At 63.2% G+C, this 15,000-nt stretch carries 14 protein-coding genes; 1 reads left to right on the top strand and 13 read right to left on the bottom strand.

From position 1 onward, the window contains the following. Positions 1 to 3 precede the first annotated feature (3 nt). The 13 genes from FHS28_RS12785 to FHS28_RS12725 are packed head-to-tail and all read right to left on the bottom strand — an operon-like array spanning position 4 to position 13,569. Positions 4 to 957 carry a glycosyltransferase family 2 protein gene (locus FHS28_RS12785; RefSeq protein ID WP_088451008.1) on the bottom strand — a complete coding sequence of 318 codons (954 nt, stop codon included), beginning with the start codon at positions 955 to 957 and terminating at the stop codon, positions 4 to 6. Continuing rightward, complete coding sequence (locus FHS28_RS12780; protein WP_088451006.1) at positions 957 to 1,880, bottom strand: NAD-dependent epimerase/dehydratase family protein; 924 nt, start codon at positions 1,878 to 1,880, stop codon at positions 957 to 959. Before FHS28_RS12780 ends, FHS28_RS12785 begins: the two co-directional genes overlap by 1 nt. Then, a complete protein-coding gene (locus tag FHS28_RS12775; protein WP_088451004.1) occupies positions 1,877 to 2,944 on the bottom strand; it encodes a glycosyltransferase family 2 protein in 1,068 nt (355 codons plus the stop codon). The genes FHS28_RS12780 and FHS28_RS12775 overlap by 4 nt, the downstream gene beginning before the upstream one ends. Continuing rightward, positions 2,941 to 4,359, bottom strand: coding sequence for an O-unit flippase-like protein (wzx, locus tag FHS28_RS12770; protein ID WP_088451002.1), 1,419 nt, complete (start codon positions 4,357 to 4,359; stop codon positions 2,941 to 2,943). The genes FHS28_RS12775 and wzx overlap by 4 nt, the downstream gene beginning before the upstream one ends. A gap of 52 nt (positions 4,360 to 4,411) precedes the next feature. Continuing rightward, positions 4,412 to 5,260: an NAD-dependent epimerase/dehydratase family protein gene (locus tag FHS28_RS12765; protein WP_088451000.1), complete on the bottom strand. Its 849-nt coding sequence runs from the start codon at positions 5,258 to 5,260 to the stop codon at positions 4,412 to 4,414. Positions 5,261 to 5,263: 3 nt separating this feature from the next. Then, positions 5,264 to 5,800: a dTDP-4-dehydrorhamnose 3,5-epimerase family protein gene (locus tag FHS28_RS12760; protein WP_184294723.1), complete on the bottom strand. Its 537-nt coding sequence runs from the start codon at positions 5,798 to 5,800 to the stop codon at positions 5,264 to 5,266. 11 nt (positions 5,801 to 5,811) lie between these two features. After that, positions 5,812 to 7,164, bottom strand: coding sequence for a lipopolysaccharide biosynthesis protein RfbH (gene rfbH, locus FHS28_RS12755; protein ID WP_088450996.1), 1,353 nt, complete (start codon positions 7,162 to 7,164; stop codon positions 5,812 to 5,814). Next, on the bottom strand, positions 7,161 to 8,234 hold the full coding sequence (rfbG, locus tag FHS28_RS12750; RefSeq protein WP_221193964.1) for a CDP-glucose 4,6-dehydratase: 1,074 nt from the start codon (positions 8,232 to 8,234) through the stop codon (positions 7,161 to 7,163). The genes rfbH and rfbG overlap by 4 nt, the downstream gene beginning before the upstream one ends. Beyond that, positions 8,231 to 9,004: a glucose-1-phosphate cytidylyltransferase gene (gene rfbF, locus FHS28_RS12745; protein ID WP_088450994.1), complete on the bottom strand. Its 774-nt coding sequence runs from the start codon at positions 9,002 to 9,004 to the stop codon at positions 8,231 to 8,233. Before rfbF ends, rfbG begins: the two co-directional genes overlap by 4 nt. Positions 9,005 to 9,039: 35 nt before the next feature. Next, positions 9,040 to 10,053, bottom strand: a complete 1,014-nt coding sequence (locus FHS28_RS12740; RefSeq protein ID WP_088450992.1) for an FAD-binding oxidoreductase — start codon at positions 10,051 to 10,053, stop codon at positions 9,040 to 9,042. After that, the gene (locus FHS28_RS12735) at positions 10,053 to 10,433 is read right to left on the bottom strand and encodes a MarR family EPS-associated transcriptional regulator (protein WP_088450990.1); all 381 of its coding nucleotides are present in this window, start codon (positions 10,431 to 10,433) and stop codon (positions 10,053 to 10,055) included. Before FHS28_RS12735 ends, FHS28_RS12740 begins: the two co-directional genes overlap by 1 nt. A 53-nt stretch (positions 10,434 to 10,486) precedes the next feature. Then, positions 10,487 to 11,608, bottom strand: a complete 1,122-nt coding sequence (locus FHS28_RS12730; protein ID WP_088451497.1) for a Wzz/FepE/Etk N-terminal domain-containing protein — start codon at positions 11,606 to 11,608, stop codon at positions 10,487 to 10,489. A 17-nt stretch (positions 11,609 to 11,625) separates the two neighbouring features. Beyond that, positions 11,626 to 13,569, bottom strand: coding sequence for an SLBB domain-containing protein (locus tag FHS28_RS12725; protein WP_184294720.1), 1,944 nt, complete (start codon positions 13,567 to 13,569; stop codon positions 11,626 to 11,628). Between the two features lie 224 nt (positions 13,570 to 13,793). Between FHS28_RS12725 and FHS28_RS12720 the strand changes: the two genes are divergently transcribed. After that, positions 13,794 to 14,921: an MraY family glycosyltransferase gene (locus FHS28_RS12720; RefSeq protein WP_088450986.1), complete on the top strand. Its 1,128-nt coding sequence runs from the start codon at positions 13,794 to 13,796 to the stop codon at positions 14,919 to 14,921. Positions 14,922 to 15,000 lie beyond the last annotated feature (79 nt).

Raw genomic sequence — 15,000 nt, 5'->3', positions numbered from 1 at the left:
GTCCTAATCTTTGCGCTGGCGTCGCCACGCCTTGACAGCCCGGGCGGCATGAATCGCTCGCACCGGCACTCGTGCCACCACAGACGCCCACCACGGGGGGATCGGGGAGGCGATGGCAAACGCCTGCCGATGTTGTTGCAACGTCTCGACGGTCAGCGCACCCATGGCTCGCAGTTGAAGCAGGCTGACGAGATTGAACAGCTGGGTGTGCTCCGCATGCGATCGAATGATGCGATCCTGCTCCACTCGACTGAAGAGCGTCGGGAACGACCGGATCAGCGTGGTCCAGTCCTTGACGAACACGTCGAAAGCCGATTTTAGCCAGTAGCTGGACTTCTTCCGGTTGAAGGCGATGCCGGTGGGACCGAGCCACAGCAGCCGGCGGGGGGCGCGAGAACACGCCTCCAGAATCAGGCCCAGCTGCGGGAAGTTCTTCCAGGACCACTTGCGCGCCTCTTCCACGGGAAGCATGCGGATGCCACGGCTGTAGATCGTGGCGCCCGACAAGGTGAGATACCAGGTGCGATCCAGCAGGAAGGCGTGAACATCGTCGCCTTCAAGGAGGCGGGTTTGGTCGTCGTGCACGTAGGCGTTCACGAAACAAAGGTCGGGACGGTGAGTCGCGAGGGCCTCCAGCGCCGTGCCTAGCATGCCGGGCTGCAGGAATAGCGAGTCACCCAGGTACCAGACGTAATCGGTGTCCGGCATGGAGACCGTGGCGAAGAAGTTGGCGTCATGGCCGTGCCTGGGTTCATTCCGGCGATAGGTCAACAGCGGGTATTCCTGCTGCAAGGCTCGAACCTTCTGCGCCGTGAGGTCGTCCGTGCTGTCGTCGGAGATGAAAACGGCCACCTGGTGAGCCATCAGGTCCGGCAGCATGGCGCGCAGGTTTTCGAGCAGGATCTCGCTGCGGTTGTAGGTCGGAATCGCTAGCGAGAGAAGGGGATTCGGAGTCATCAGCTGCGCAGGTCGTCGAGATAGCGGCTCAGGGCTTGCCGCAGGTCCAGAGGTTCGAAGGGAACAGCCCGACGAAGTTTGGAGATGTTGAGCACCATGCGCTGTACATCCACCGAACGCCCTTCACGATAGCGAATATCAGCGGTGATCCCGGTCAGTTCCTGGAGAAGATCAAGCAGTTCGACGATCGAGTGGCCGACGCCGGCGCCAATGTTGAAGGTCTGTCCCCAGGCCGATTGCACTGCAAGCAGTCGCGCCACCACATCGGCCAGATCCTGCACCCACAGGTAGTCGCGCACCACGGACCCGTCGCCCCAGATGTCGATGGGCTGGCCGTGCAGGATCTTGTCCACCGCCACGGCGATCAGGCCCTGCTTGCGATGAGGATTCTGAAATGGCCCGAAAGGGTTGGAGGGACGCAGAACCATATGCTGCAGCCCTTGCGTGCGTCCCATGAAGGCCACGTACTGCTCTACCATGACCTTTGAGTAGCCGTAATGGCTGATGGGGCGCAGCGGCGTGTCTTCGTCAAGGGTGGCTTGCGTGCTCGCGCCATACACCGTGCCACCGGAGGAAACGTAGACGAACCGCACCCGCCGTTGCGCCAGCTGTTCGGTCAATTGGAAGGTCGGCACGATGGTCTGTGTCAGCTCCCGCTCGAAGTCCGCGGCAGTGCTGGAGGGGATGAGGCTGGAGGCCAATGACACGACGCAGTCGATTCCACACGACGCCACCAGCGCCATGAGCGGCTCCACAGCCAGGGTCGGGATGACATGGAATGCGGTTACCGCCGGCAGCTCGCGGGTGAACGTGCTCGGCGCGCCAGAGCGGGACGCCACATGAACCTCGTGTCCATGGCGAACCAACGCCTCGGCCATATTGAGACCGATGAAACCGTTGCCACCGATGAGCAGGATCTTCATGAGGACAGCGACCCCCGGTCGGAGGAGCGGGACCGCCGTGCCTGCACCGCGGTCAGCAGCCCCGTGAACCAGCGCCAGACGCGGAGCTTCAAGGACACCATGCGGGACATCGGCGCCTGTCCCATCTCACGCCAATCCTCTTCGATGGACGTTTGCTGGGTGCGCTGGAGTGGGTCCAGAAGGTGTCGATAAAAGCGCGGCACGGCGCCGGTGGCAATCATGCGCTCGCGCAGTTGCCGGGAGCCGGTCACAAAGGCGGCGCGTGTTTGCGGCAGCATCGATTCGTTCTGGCGCATGCGGTAGAGGCTGACCGGACGCGCCCAAATCGGGAGCGGGGCGTAAGCGGCTGTCCAGCGGCACCAGAAATCGTAGTCTGCAATGGGGTGCTGCCCGGGATCGAAACCTCCCAAGGCCAGCGCCTGGTCCCGTCGCAGGACGATGCCCAGGGTGCCGGCAAAAGGGTTGGCAAAAAACAGATGGTAGACGGAGTGCCGCTTGACCTGGCTGCGCAGAGGCGCGAGCAATCGCTTGACCGCCTGCTTCACTGGACGTCCCTTGGACGGCGCTGCGGCGAGCGGGCGCTGCGCCCGCTCATCCAGCACGCCATGTCGCCACGCAATGGCATCGCCAACGCTGCCGCCGGGGCCGAGGTGACGGCTCACCTCCTCGGCAAAAGCCGGCTCCAGCAGATCGTCGTCATGCAGGATGGTGACATAGTCGCCGCGTGCCAGCGCCATGCAGCAATTCCAGTTGGCCACCATGCCCACGTTGGTCAGGTTCTTGTAGTAGGTCAACGGCTGACCCGCAAAGGCTTGCATCGCCGCCAGCGCTTCAGCGTCGTTGTCCGGGTCGTTGTCAACCACCAGCAATTCAATCGGAATACTGAAGCGCTGCGCCAGCACGGAGCTGATGGCCTCGCTGAGCAGGTCGAAGCGCTTGTAGGTGGGAATGGCAATGGACAGTCTGGGGCGACCTTGACCCTCGACTTGGGGCCCGGCGATCAGAACCCGTGCCTGCGTCGTGCCGGCCACACGGTGGGCCGCTTGCGGAAGGGAATCGTTCATGGACGTATGTTCTGTGGGCCGTCGGCATGCGGAGCTTGGCGGCCGAGTGCGCGATGCAGACCTTGCGTCAGCAGTTCACCCCAGCTGACACCCAGATCAAGCCGCGCCTCCCGGGGCCACTTCCAGTTGTTGTAGGCGAGTTGGACCACGCCCTGTGCGGCAATCAGGCCCGCGACACCGAAAGGTTTGACCAGCGCCAGACTGGTCAGACAGATCAGGACGCCGGACAGCAGCCCAGCCCGCACGAAGGGCACGTGATTGCGGGTGGTCAGGTAACCGGCAGCCAGGCTGTGATTCAACTCCAGCAGCATGATCACACCGAGCAGGCAAAGCAGCGGCGTGGGGAGCAGCAGCGTTTTGCTGTGCAAACTCTGCAGGATCCAGTTGCCCGCGACAACCAGGATGAGAAGGCCCGCGAAAAACGCGCCGCAGGCGATCAACCATATTTCGCCATAGAGGCCACGCAGGCTGTTGACGTCCCGGGTGGCCTGTGCCGAGGCCAGTCGCGGCATACGGACCTGCAGGATCACGGCAGCGACTCCGCTGAGCGTCATCAGGATGGTCACGGTCAAGCCGAGGCTGGCGGCCGCACTGACCCCCAGGAAGCTGGATGCCACCAGCACATTGGCCCGCTGGATCAGGAAGGCGCCCAGCTGCACTACTCCCAGCCGGCTGGCGTTGTGCCAGAGCAGCTTGACCGTCCGCTGGATGGTCTCGCGCGATCGCTCTGGCAACGCAATGGCGCCGCGCCGGAAGAACCGCATGGCCACGAAGCGTCCAGAGACACTTGCCAGGAAGGTGGCAGCGCCCAGACCCAACAGGCCGCTGCCGACGGACAGGGCCAGGATGCCAGCCACCAGCATGCTGGCGCGGGTCACGATCACCACCTGATTGGCGGATGCCACGTCACCGCGCCCCTGCAGCAGACCGTTCACGTAGCCATAGTAGAAGTTGCAGATGTTGCCTGCTGCGTAGAGCCACCAGGCCCCAAGTACAAGGCTGCGGTCTTGCGTAGGGGTCATCACGGAGAGCACATACAGGCTGCCTGCCGTCATCAGTATCAACCCGCCGAGCAGGGCGACCCACTGATAGATTCTTCGGGCGGCCTGGGTGAGGTCGGCCAGCAAGGCCGGGTCGACCTGGCCAGTGGCATGCATGTCGGTGGGCACACCCTGACCCGTCAGTGATCGGGCACCGGCAAACAGGTAAGCCGTGTTGCGGGCAATCGTGGGGAGAAAACCGAGCTCCAGCAACTGTGCGAGGCTGGTCAGCGTGATGAACACAAACCAGATCCCGACGTCTTCCGACGGCAGGCTGCGCACCACCGCGGGAAGCAGCAGAAGGCCCGCCCCGACGTTCAGGGCCTGCGCAAGATAGCCCCAACGGAGATCGGAGCGTTGGTTGACGGCGCTCATGAGCAGATTCCCGGACGTGAGGCAACACCGGTCGTGGCCCGAAGGACGGGGCTCACGCGGTGTGCACGCTGTTCACGTCGGCCACCAGTCTGGACAGTTCTCCGGGCCTCAGACCGACCTGCCCCGGCACGAGTTGGCCAGAGGCCTGCCAGTGCGCCCACCAATGCTTTGCGAAGGCCAGCAGTGTTTGCGCCTGGCCGGTCCCCACATTTCGCACCTGCGGACGGCCGGGTGCCACAGCGGTGAAATCCAGTGCCGCCAGGAACTGGCGGGCCACTTCCTCCACGGGGATGAAATCCCGCACCTGAACGCCAGCACTCATGGCGAAGTCCCGACCGTCCAGTGCCGCAGCCTTCAGCGACGGCCAGAAGCGCGTAGCCGCCTCTCCCTCGCCAAACACCTGGAAAATGCGCAGCACCTGCAGGCGCAGGCCGAGATGCCGCGCGAGCCCCAGGCACGCCGTGGTGGCGGCCGCCTTGGAGATGGGATAGGTGAGCGAGGGGCGCATGTCGGTGGCCGGATGGACGTATTCAAGACCTTCCGCAGCGGCCCCATATTCGAAGCAGGTCCCCGCCACCAGGACGTCCCGGATGCCGAGTGCAGCCGCCTGCTGCAACAGGCGCACAGTGGCGAAGACGTTCCAATAGAGACATTCATCCAGCGGAGCGTAGGGCGGGTTCGGTGTATGGGACGCCAGGTGTACGACGGCCTCACAACCTTGCAGCTCGGCTGTGAAATCGCCATCCAGCGCGCGGTCCACCCACTGCGGCTGGCGATCAAGCGCCAGGCGCGGCTGACTGCTCGGGCGGCGTTGCACCACCAGTGTATGACCAGCCGTGTGGGCCTGGTTGATCACGTGGGAGCCGACGAAGCCAGTTCCCCCAGTAATGAAGAGCTTCATGGTTCAGAACGGCGACTGAAAGTCCGCGAAAGGAGGGTGGGCGGCATCGCGAGCCGAGAGGACGGGATGTTCAATCCCCCAGTCCAGCCCGAATGAATCCCAGCGGATCCCGGCGTCGTGGGCCGGCGCATAGGTGGTGGTGACCTTGTACGCCATGATCACGTCGGGGGTGAGCGCCAGAAATCCGTGCGCCATTCCTTTGGGGATCAGGAGCCCGTCACCCCGAGCCGCGTCCAGTTCAACCGCCAGATGCTGACCGAAAGTCGAGGATTGCGTGCGCAGGTCCAGGACTACGTCCAGCACCCGGCCTTGTTGGCAATACACCAGCTTCTCGTGGTCGTGGGGAGGCGTCTGGAAGTGCATGCCCCGTATCACGCCCTGATGCGACGTGGAGTAGTACTCCTCGCGCCACGACACGGGCAGGCCCAGTTCTTCGAAGCGCTCCGCATGGAACGTCTTCACGAAGGTGCCCCGGTCATCCTTCGCAAAGAAGGGACGCACCTGGAGGCAGCCTGAGAGTCGGGTGGGCACCAGTTCCATCACATCCCCGGTCAGAAGTTCAGCCCGAAGAACTCTTCCAGCTTGTCGGCGATGTAGTCGAGTTGCTCCTGACCGAGTGCGGGGAACGTACCCAGCCAGAAGGTCTGGTTCATCACCACATTCGTATTGGTCAACTCACCGCTGACGCGGAAGTTCCGGTTGGCCATGTAGGGCTGCTTGGTCAGGTTGCCGGCGAACAGCAGGCGAGTGCCGATCTTGTTCTCTTCCAGGAAGTTGATCAGATCGGCGCGCTTGATGCCGCTGGTCTCCTTGAGCACGAGCGGAAAGCCGAACCACGACGGTTCCGACTTCGGGGTGGCTTCTGGCAGATGCAGGAATTCGGTGCAGGTCTGCAGACGGTTCTTCAGATAGGTGAAGTTGGCGCGACGCTTGGCGATGAATTCCTCGACACGATCCATCTGGGCCAATGCACAGGCGGCCTGCATGTCCGTGATCTTGAGGTTGTAGCCCAGGTGGCTGTAGGTGTACTTGTGGTCGTAGCCGTCGGGCAGGTCGCCGCCGAGCTGTTCCTTCGTCCAGCAGAAGCGTTTGTCGCAGGTGTTGTCTTTGCCGGGCGGGCAGTAGCAGTCGCGGCCCCAGTCGCGGAAGGACTCGGCGATCAGCTTGAGCTCGGGGTTGTTGGTGAACACCGCGCCGCCTTCTCCCATGGTGATGTGGTGGGCGGGGTAAAAGCTCAGGGTGCCGATGTCACCAAAGGTGCCCACCAACTGGCCGTTGTAGGTGGCGCCCAGCGCATCACAGCAATCTTCCACCAGCCACAGCTTATGCTTCTTGCACAAGGCGGTGACCACGTCCAGATTGAACGGGTTGCCCAGGCTGTGGGCCAGCATGATGGCTTTGGTCTTGGGCGTAATGGCCGCCTCAATTTTGCTGGCGTCAATGTTGTGCGTGGCGAGGTCCACGTCCACGAACACGGGAACGGCGCCGAACTGCAGGATCGGGTTGACGGTGGTCGGGAAACCCGCGGCCACGCCGATGACCTCGTCGCCTTGCCGGATCGCACGGTCGCCCAGCTTGGGGCTGGTCAGCGCGGAGAAGGCCACCAGATTGGCAGAAGAGCCTGAGTTCACGGTGATCAGGTACTTCACCCCCAGAAACTGCGCCAGTCTCTGCTCGAATTGGGCGTTGAAGCGGCCGGTGGTGAGCCAGCCGTCTAGCGAGGCCTCGACCATCAACTGCAGTTCCTTGGCGCCGATCACCTTGCCGGAGACCGGCACGGCGCTTTGACCAGGTACGAACGCCTTCGGGGCATAAGCGATGTCGGCATATTGCTGGACCAGTTCGCTGATCTGGCTCCGCAGCTTGTCCAGCTGCGGTTGGAAATGGACGGGAGTAGTGCTCATGCGTTGGCTCGGTACTGGGAGATTTGGTTCAGGCAAAAGGCACGCATGTCCTGGCCCTTGAGCCAGGCTTGGTGCCAGTCGGTAATGTGTAATAGGGCCGTTTCCAGGGACCAGCGAGGTGCCCATTGGAGGCGCTGGCGGGCCTTGGAGATGTCCAGCTTGAGGAAATGGGCCTCGTGCGGATGCTCGCCGGGCTGCAGGGTCCAGCCCGCGCCATCCCCCCACCGCGTGCAGAGGTGCTCGACGATCCACTGGACCGGTCGGGCATCTTCATCGCGGGGGCCGAAGTTCCAGCCTTCCGCATCGGTCTGTCCGTGGGTGTAGAGACGTTCGGCCAGCAGCAAGTAGCCGGAAAGCGGCTCCAGCACATGCTGCCAGGGACGGATCGCGTGGGGGTTGCGGATGAGCACCGGCTCGCCCTGCTGCAAGGCTCGCAGGACATCCGGCAACAGTCGGTCGAGTGCCCAGTCCCCGCCGCCGATCACGTTGCCGGCCCGTGCGGTGGCCATCGCGATGTTGGCATCCTTGAGGAACGACCGGCGGTACGCGCTGCTGACCAGCTCTGCACAGCCTTTGCTGTTGGAATAGGGGTCGTGGCCCCCCATCGGTTCGTCTTCGCGATAGCCCCAAACCCACTCGCGGTTCTCGTAGCACTTGTCCGTGGTGATGTTGACGATGGCCTTGACGGAGCCGACCTGGCGGGCAGCTTCCAGCACATGCACCGTACCCATCACGTTCGTGGCGTAGGTCTCCACGGGCTGCTGGTAGGACAGGCGAACCAGCGGCTGCGCCGCCATGTGAATCAGGATCTCAGGACGAAAGTCATTGAATTCGCGCTGCACGGCCGCAAGGTCGCGGATGTCCGCGATGCAATGCTCCATGCCCTCTGCCACCCGCGCCACGTTGAACAGCGCGGGTTCGGTTGGCGCCGGCAATGCCAGGCCCCGCACAACGGCGCCCATGGACTGAAGCCACAGGCTCAGCCAGCTGCCTTTAAAGCCGGTGTGGCCGGTCAACAGAACACGTTTGCCTTGCCAGAATTCCGGGGTAGTCGTTTTCACTTGGCTCAGTCCCACTGCTTCCACGGTGCCTTCCCGGAGGCCCACAGTTCTTCCAGGTGGTGCTTGTCCCGCAGCGTGTCCATGGGTTGCCAGAAGCCTTCATGCTCGAAGGCCATCAGTTCACCATCGCGGGCCAAGCCCATCAGCGGTTCCTGCTCCCAAATGCTGCTGTCATCGTCAATGTAGTCCAGCACCCGCGGGGAAAGCACGAAGAAGCCGCCGTTGATCATGGCGCCGTCACCTTTGGGCTTTTCCTTGAAAGCCTTGACCTGTCTTCCCTGGATGTCGAGCGCTCCGAATCGACCGGGCGGATAGGTCGCTGTCAGAGTGGCCGCCTTGCCGTGCTGCTTGTGGAACTCGATGGTGGCGCTGATATCGATGTCGCCAACGCCGTCGCCGTAGGTGAAGCAGAAGGCCTGCTCATCCCGCACATAGTCCGCCACGCGACGCAGGCGTCCGCCGGTCATGGAATCGTCGCCCGTGTCAACCAGCGTCACCGTCCACGGTTCCGCACGCTTGTGATGCACTTCCATGCGGTTGCTGCGCATGTCGAAGGTGACGTCGGACATGTGCAGGAAGTAGTTGGCGAAGTACTCCTTGATGACATAGCCCTTGTAACCACAGCAGATGATGAAGTCATTCACGCCGTGATGCGAGTACATCTTGAGGATGTGCCACAGAATCGGCTTTCCGCCGATCTCCACCATGGGTTTGGGTCGGAGGGCCGTCTCTTCGCTGAGGCGCGTGCCTAGGCCACCGGCCAGGATGACTGCTTTCATGGGAGTCCTATGGAATCGGAGATCTTCAAAAGGGCTCAGGCTGCACCCGAGCTCACAAAGGCGTCGGAATGGAAGCTGCCGGGCGACAGGCCCTGGCTGCACAACTGGGTCTGGGCATCGCGGATCATGGCGTCCGAGCCACAGGCATAGACCAAGGCGCTGCGAAGGTCCGGCGCCTGCGCCATCAGCGCGGATTGAACATGGCCCCGGGCACCGTTCCAATCGCTCCCTGCACGCGACAGCACCGGGACGAACCGCAGGCGGGGTCGTAGCGCGTCGAGCCGGGGGTCTTCTTCGGGCCGCCAGTAAAGGTCGGCCGGCTGACGTCCGCCCCAGTAAACGCTGATGGATCGCGGCTGGCTGGCGGCATCGGACCGGGCCAGTCCCTCGAGCATGGCCTTGACCGGGGCGATGCCGGTGCCAGTGGCCAGGAAGATCAGATCGCGGCCGGTGTGGCCGCGAAGAAAGAAGGTGCCGAGTGGTCCCCGCAGGCGTAAAAGGTCGTTCGGCTTGGCGTCCCGGAACCAGTAATGGCTCATCTGCCCTTCGGGCACCTCGCGGATGTGAAGCTCGATGAAATGGTCTTCTTGCGGCGCGTTGGCCATCGAATAGCTGCGGCGCAGTCCCGCGGCTCCGATGATGTCGATGTACTGGCCGGGAAGAAACGCCAGAGGCGTGGTAGGCGGTGTGCGAAGCACCACCCGCACCACGTCATGCGACAGCTTGTCCAGGGACTGGATACGACAAGGCACTGTCTTCGGATCCGGCAATTTCACGTCGCCCAGGTCTTCGATGTCAAGGAGGACATCCGAGCAGGCGCCGCGGACGCAGGTCAGCACATATCCCTCTGCCTGCTCCGCGGCGCTCAGCCCGGTTTCATCGCGCAGAGGAACGGTGGTTCCGTTGCTTACCCGGCTGCGGCACGTGCTGCAGCGGCCCGTGCGGCAGCTGTAATCCAGCGTGATGTGCTGACGCAGGGCCGCGTCCAGGAGCGACTCTCCCTCGGCGGCTGTGAAAGTCTTGCCGTTGGCAATGGTGACGGTGAACATCAAAAACTCTCGGGGCGGTCCACGCAGGTCGCTTCGGCCCGTGACGGATCGCTTTGCGACAGCTCGCAACGGAGCACGGCAATTTCGCGCTGCAGTTGCTCAAATTGCGCTTCCTTTTGGGCCAGGAAGTCGCGAGCCAGCCGCAACTTGGCTTTGGCGCCGCTGGGCGTCAACAGATACATGTATGCGACCTTGTTGTCCGCACGTCGGAAGTTGTTCACCTTCACCCAGCCGCGGTCTACCACCGCGCGCAGGCAGTAATTGATCTTGCCGACGCTGACGCCCAGTCCGCGCGCGAGGGCGCGTTGGCTGATTTCAGTGTGATCCTCGATCTGCTGGAGAAGTGCGTAGTCGAGTTCGTTGGTGACGGAAGGCGGCACGGGGTGTGTTCAACGTTTGAGCGCACCCAAGTCTACCATGTCGATTTTCGGCCTCAGACCCCTGCAGCAGGCAGGGGCTTGAGCCGCCTGGACTGGCGCAGCAGCAGAAAGGCGCACAGCGCCAGCCCGGTGGCAAAGGCCGTCACCAGTGCGATCTGGGCTCGCTTGGGCTTGCTTTTGTATTCCGGCTTCAGGGCCGGGTCGATCACCTGAATGAGGAATCCCTCCCTGCTTTCGTCCAGCCGAGCCAATTCGTACTGCTTGGAGAACAGCTCAAACAGCGACTCCTGATACTTGAATTCTCGGTACTTACCGATGTAATCGGTCCCGTTGGTGCTGCTGCTGCCTTCGAGCCGGTTGAGTTCGCTGCGCAGGGCGCCGATGACGGCGGACTGCTGCTGGACCTCAGGCGCTTTATCGGTCAGGGATCGACGCAGGGACTGCAGTCGCACTTCGGCTGCGGTGAGCTCCGCCTTGACCCGTGCGTAGTTGTCCGCTGCTGCCCGGGGCTCGGTCTTCAGCGCGCCCGGGTTGAAGCCCACCGTCTGCAGGTCCTGCTGCGCGCGCGTGAGCTGCTCCTTGGATTGCTTGAGCTGGTCCTCGAAAAACGCGCGCCGTTGCTGGGCTTCGGTCAGCGAAAGACCTGCCGTCATGTGGCGCAGCTCTTCCACATATTGGTTGGCGATGTCCGCGGCCAATTGAGGGTCTTTCGAGTCGACCTCCACACTGATCAGCCCATCCTTTTTGCCCAGTTCGATCCGCGCCGACTTCCTGAGGAAATTACGTGCCTCGAACCGGTACTTCGCCTTGGCAGGCTCCATCAGCTTGAACTTGTCAACGATCCGGTCTTCGACGGTCACGCTCTGCATGAAGGCCACATATTGGTCCCCCGGGGTCTTGACCGCTCCGGAGCCACCCGCCAGGCTCGCCAGCGCGCCCAGTGATTGCAGGGCTGCTGCTGCTGCACCTTGTTGCTGTTGCGGGGGCAGGAAGGTGGTCTTGGCCGTGTAGATCGGGTCCATCAGGTAAGTGACGCCCAGCGCCAGCGCACCCGCGGCAATCGGCCCGACGATCAACAGGCGCCAGTGGGCCAGGAGGGTGGCGCCAACCCGGAGGGAGGCCCCCTGGTCGGGGCCGCCGTCGATCGGCTGTGTGGAGGAGAGAGCTGCGGACATGGAAGGCAATCCGGTCATCAGTTGTTCTTCAAGGTTTGCAGGGCCGCAACGCCCAGGCCGAACTGATACAGGATCTGCGTCCAGTCCTTCGCCTCCTGGATGAACGTGGTCTTGTTGAGTTCTTCCGGAACAAAGACGGTATCTCCGGGCAATGCGGGCAGGCTGGACATCGCAGAGTTGAAGCCGAACCATCCGCTGTTGGATTGCCGGGCGCTGATGACGCTGCCGTTGGCACGCAACACAAACATGCTGCCAGGATCGGCGCCCCGCGTCGGGCCACCGGCCAGCTTGAGCACGTCATCCACGGAGCTGCCTTCTGTCAGCAGATAGCTGCCGCCGTTGAACACGCTCCCGAAAACACCCACAGTGTTGGGGCGTGCTGGGATCAACAGTCGATCACCGCTTTCCACCGTGAGGGGCGGCAAGGCCGTGGCGTCGGGTTCCAGCTGCAGCACGATCCGGCCCGTCGGGCGCACTGCCCGCAGCCGTTCCACCAGGCGGGTGGTGTTGCTGGCTCGCGCGGCCTGGGCCTGAGCTTCATCGGCATTGGCCGTGCGCTGCGTCGAGGTGCTGCGGGTGAATTCGGTTTCCAGATCCCGCAGGGCGCGGTCGTAATTTTCCTGCTGCGAGCGACGCACACTCTCGCGGGAAAAGTCCGTCCCAAAAACGTAGGCTTGCGGGGTCAGGCCGCCGGCTGCCGCGACGGCATCCACGACAGTTGCATTCGGGGGCAGGACATATTCCCCCGGCCGGGCGACTTCGCCTTCGACCTGCACGCGCTTGTACTGCTTGTATTGCGGCAGTTCCGCATTGACGCTGCTGAAGACGCGCAGCACGTCACCATTGGTGACGCTGGCCTTGAGTTGCTGCGGCAGTGCCAGTTCAGTGATGCGGCGCTCGATGCGCTCGCTCAGGCGTTCGACGGCGATCCGGCTCCGGTCCGCCACAGCGCTGAATCCACCGGCCATGGCAAGCACGTCGTCCACCGTCTCGGTCGGCTTCAGTTCACCGATGGCGGGTTTGTTGACGCTACCAAGAATGGCCACTTGCGGGCCGATCGGGCCGACATGAATCACGTCTTCCGCTTGAAGCGGACGGTCGGCCGCCTTGTCGCCTTTCAGAAGGAAGTCATAGGCATCAAATTGCGCGACCAGCTGGCCGTCACGGCGCAGCTCGATGTTACGGAAGCTGCCAGACCCCGACGGGCCACCGGCACGGATCAGCCCGGAGACCAAGGTCGCCAGGCTGCTTACCGTGTAAGCGCCGGGCTTGGCCACGAACCCCGTGACATAGATGCGGATCGACCGCAGCTTGCCCAGCGTTGTGCTCACCTGGAAATTCTTGAAGACCTGCGCCACGCGTGAGCGCACCAATTCATTCAGGTCGCCGTAGCGGACGCCGGCCACGAGGATGGGACCTACGCGCGGAACCGTCACGCGACCGCTCCGGTCAACCGTCAGTCGCAAATCGGCGTCGACGGACCCCCACAGCGTAATTTGGACTTCATCGCCAATGCCGATCAAATAGTCTGCAGGGGCTTCCCGCGGACCATCGGCAATTGCGTTGCCGGTCAGGGATTCGTCAAGGATGAGATCGGCCCCCAGTCGCCGCACGACGTTGTCGGGATTGATCCGCTTTGTAGTGGAGCCGGTCATTGCGTTCTGAGCCGTGAGCGTGCTGGTTCGCTCGGCCTGCCGGTCCAGCTTTTGCTGTTCTTCCAGCAACTGGAGGTCGATCCCCAACTGCTTGTTGACGTAGATCTCGAACTCATTGGGGACATAGCGCTGGCGCTGGACCATCGAGCCTGTCGAGGTGGTGCTTTGTCCGCTTTCCGACGTGGTGCGCCCTGTATTCAATCGGACGGGTCCGGTCGATCCATCGCCGCTGGACTGATAGGACGACGAACTGGAATTGGTCGTCTCGTTATCCGCCGCATGCGCCGTCAGCAGACCTGTGCTCAAAACACAAGCCATCACGGTCGCACCCGCCTGGCGGGCCAATCGAGTCAGGCCACCAATGGCCGGAACAGGGGCGCTAAAGGCGCTGTTATGCATGCGAAGTCTCATGAAAAGCTGGACCGAACCTGCGAGGCGCCAAGGCCTTCGCAGCAAGCCGCCGCATTCTAAGAGCACGTTGTGGCGCCAAAGCCGCTATTTGCCCAAACAGGCTCGCTACACTGCCGCGCATGCTGTTCCTGCTGATCCCTTTTGCCGTGGCGGCGGTGATCACCCTGTATGTGGTGCATTCATCGACCCGGCACGGCCATCTGTCGGCCGACCATGACCTGTCCGGTCCTCAGAAGTTCCATGCCCGTCCGGTGCCGCGCATCGGCGGCGTCGGGATCTTCGCCGGCCTCGCCAGCATGGTGCTGGCGGCTCACTACCTGCAGGGCGGCGTCAATGCCAAGCTCGGAGCACTGCTGCTGCTCTGCGGCCTGCCCGCCTTCGGCGCCGGCCTGATCGAAGACTTCACCAAGCGGGTGTCACCCGGCAAGCGGCTGCTGGCCACGGCGGTCTCTGCCGCGCTGGGCGTCTTTGTCCTGGGCGCCGCCATCACCCGCACCGACATTCCCGGCCTGGACCTGATCGTCGGCACCGCCGCGGGCGCCTTCATCGCCACCGTCTTCACTGTCGCCGGCGTGGCCAACTCGGTCAACATCATCGACGGCTTCAATGGCCTGTCCTCGATGTGCGTCAGCCTGATGTTGCTCACGCTGGCCTATGTCGCCTACCAGGTGGGCGACACCGAACTGGCCCTCTGGGCACTGGCCGGCGTCGGCGCCATTCTGGGTTTCTTCGTCTGGAACTATCCGTCCGGCATGATCTTCCTGGGCGACGGCGGGGCCTATTTCATGGGCTTTTACCTGGCCGAGATGGGCATCCTGCTGATCTCCCGTCACAGCGAGGTGTCGCCGCTCTTCGCCTTGATGGTGTGCATCTACCCGGTCTTCGAGACCCTGTTTTCCATCTATCGCCGCCGGGTGCTGCGCGACGTGTCCCCCGGCGCCCCGGACGGTATTCACCTGCATTCCCTGATCTACCGCCGCCTGATGCGCTGGGCGATTGGCGCACGTGATGCGCGCGCCATGACCCGCCGCAACTCGATGACCGCCCCCTACCTGTGGACGCTGTGCATCTCGTCGCTGGCGCCGGCCCTGCTGTTCTGGGACTCGACGCCGATGATCCTGGCCTGCATGGTGCTGTTTGGCGTCATTTACGTCGGCCTGTACTGGCGCATCGTGCGCTTTCGCACGCCCAAATGGATGGTGTTTCGCGGCGATCCGCGCAAGCTGCCCGGGAACGAGCCGCGCTGAACCTAGGGCGCAGGCCCGGACACCCGGTGTTTCATGGTTTTGACCCGGATTTGGGCCGAATGCGGGGCATAAGGGATAA

Origin of the sequence: Roseateles terrae (genome assembly GCF_014192155.1) — a bacterium.
In the GTDB taxonomy this organism is placed as follows: domain Bacteria; phylum Pseudomonadota; class Gammaproteobacteria; order Burkholderiales; family Burkholderiaceae_C; genus Roseateles; species Roseateles terrae.
This window is presented reverse-complemented; position numbering and strand designations above follow the sequence as displayed.

Excerpts from the sequence above, each read along its gene's own strand:
- FHS28_RS12785 (WP_088451008.1), bottom strand. The coding sequence starts at position 957 with ATGACTCCGAATCCCCTTCTCTCGCTAGCGATTCCGACCTACAACCGC.
- FHS28_RS12780 (WP_088451006.1), bottom strand. The coding sequence starts at position 1,880 with ATGAAGATCCTGCTCATCGGTGGCAACGGTTTCATCGGTCTCAATATG.
- FHS28_RS12775 (WP_088451004.1), bottom strand. The coding sequence starts at position 2,944 with ATGAACGATTCCCTTCCGCAAGCGGCCCACCGTGTGGCCGGCACGACG.
- wzx (WP_088451002.1), bottom strand. The coding sequence starts at position 4,359 with ATGAGCGCCGTCAACCAACGCTCCGATCTCCGTTGGGGCTATCTTGCG.
- FHS28_RS12765 (WP_088451000.1), bottom strand. The coding sequence starts at position 5,260 with ATGAAGCTCTTCATTACTGGGGGAACTGGCTTCGTCGGCTCCCACGTG.
- FHS28_RS12760 (WP_184294723.1), bottom strand. The coding sequence starts at position 5,800 with ATGGAACTGGTGCCCACCCGACTCTCAGGCTGCCTCCAGGTGCGTCCC.
- rfbH (WP_088450996.1), bottom strand. The coding sequence starts at position 7,164 with ATGAGCACTACTCCCGTCCATTTCCAACCGCAGCTGGACAAGCTGCGG.
- rfbF (WP_088450994.1), bottom strand. The coding sequence starts at position 9,004 with ATGAAAGCAGTCATCCTGGCCGGTGGCCTAGGCACGCGCCTCAGCGAA.
- FHS28_RS12740 (WP_088450992.1), bottom strand. The coding sequence starts at position 10,053 with ATGTTCACCGTCACCATTGCCAACGGCAAGACTTTCACAGCCGCCGAG.
- FHS28_RS12730 (WP_088451497.1), bottom strand. The coding sequence starts at position 11,608 with ATGTCCGCAGCTCTCTCCTCCACACAGCCGATCGACGGCGGCCCCGAC.
- FHS28_RS12720 (WP_088450986.1), top strand. The coding sequence starts at position 13,794 with ATGCTGTTCCTGCTGATCCCTTTTGCCGTGGCGGCGGTGATCACCCTG.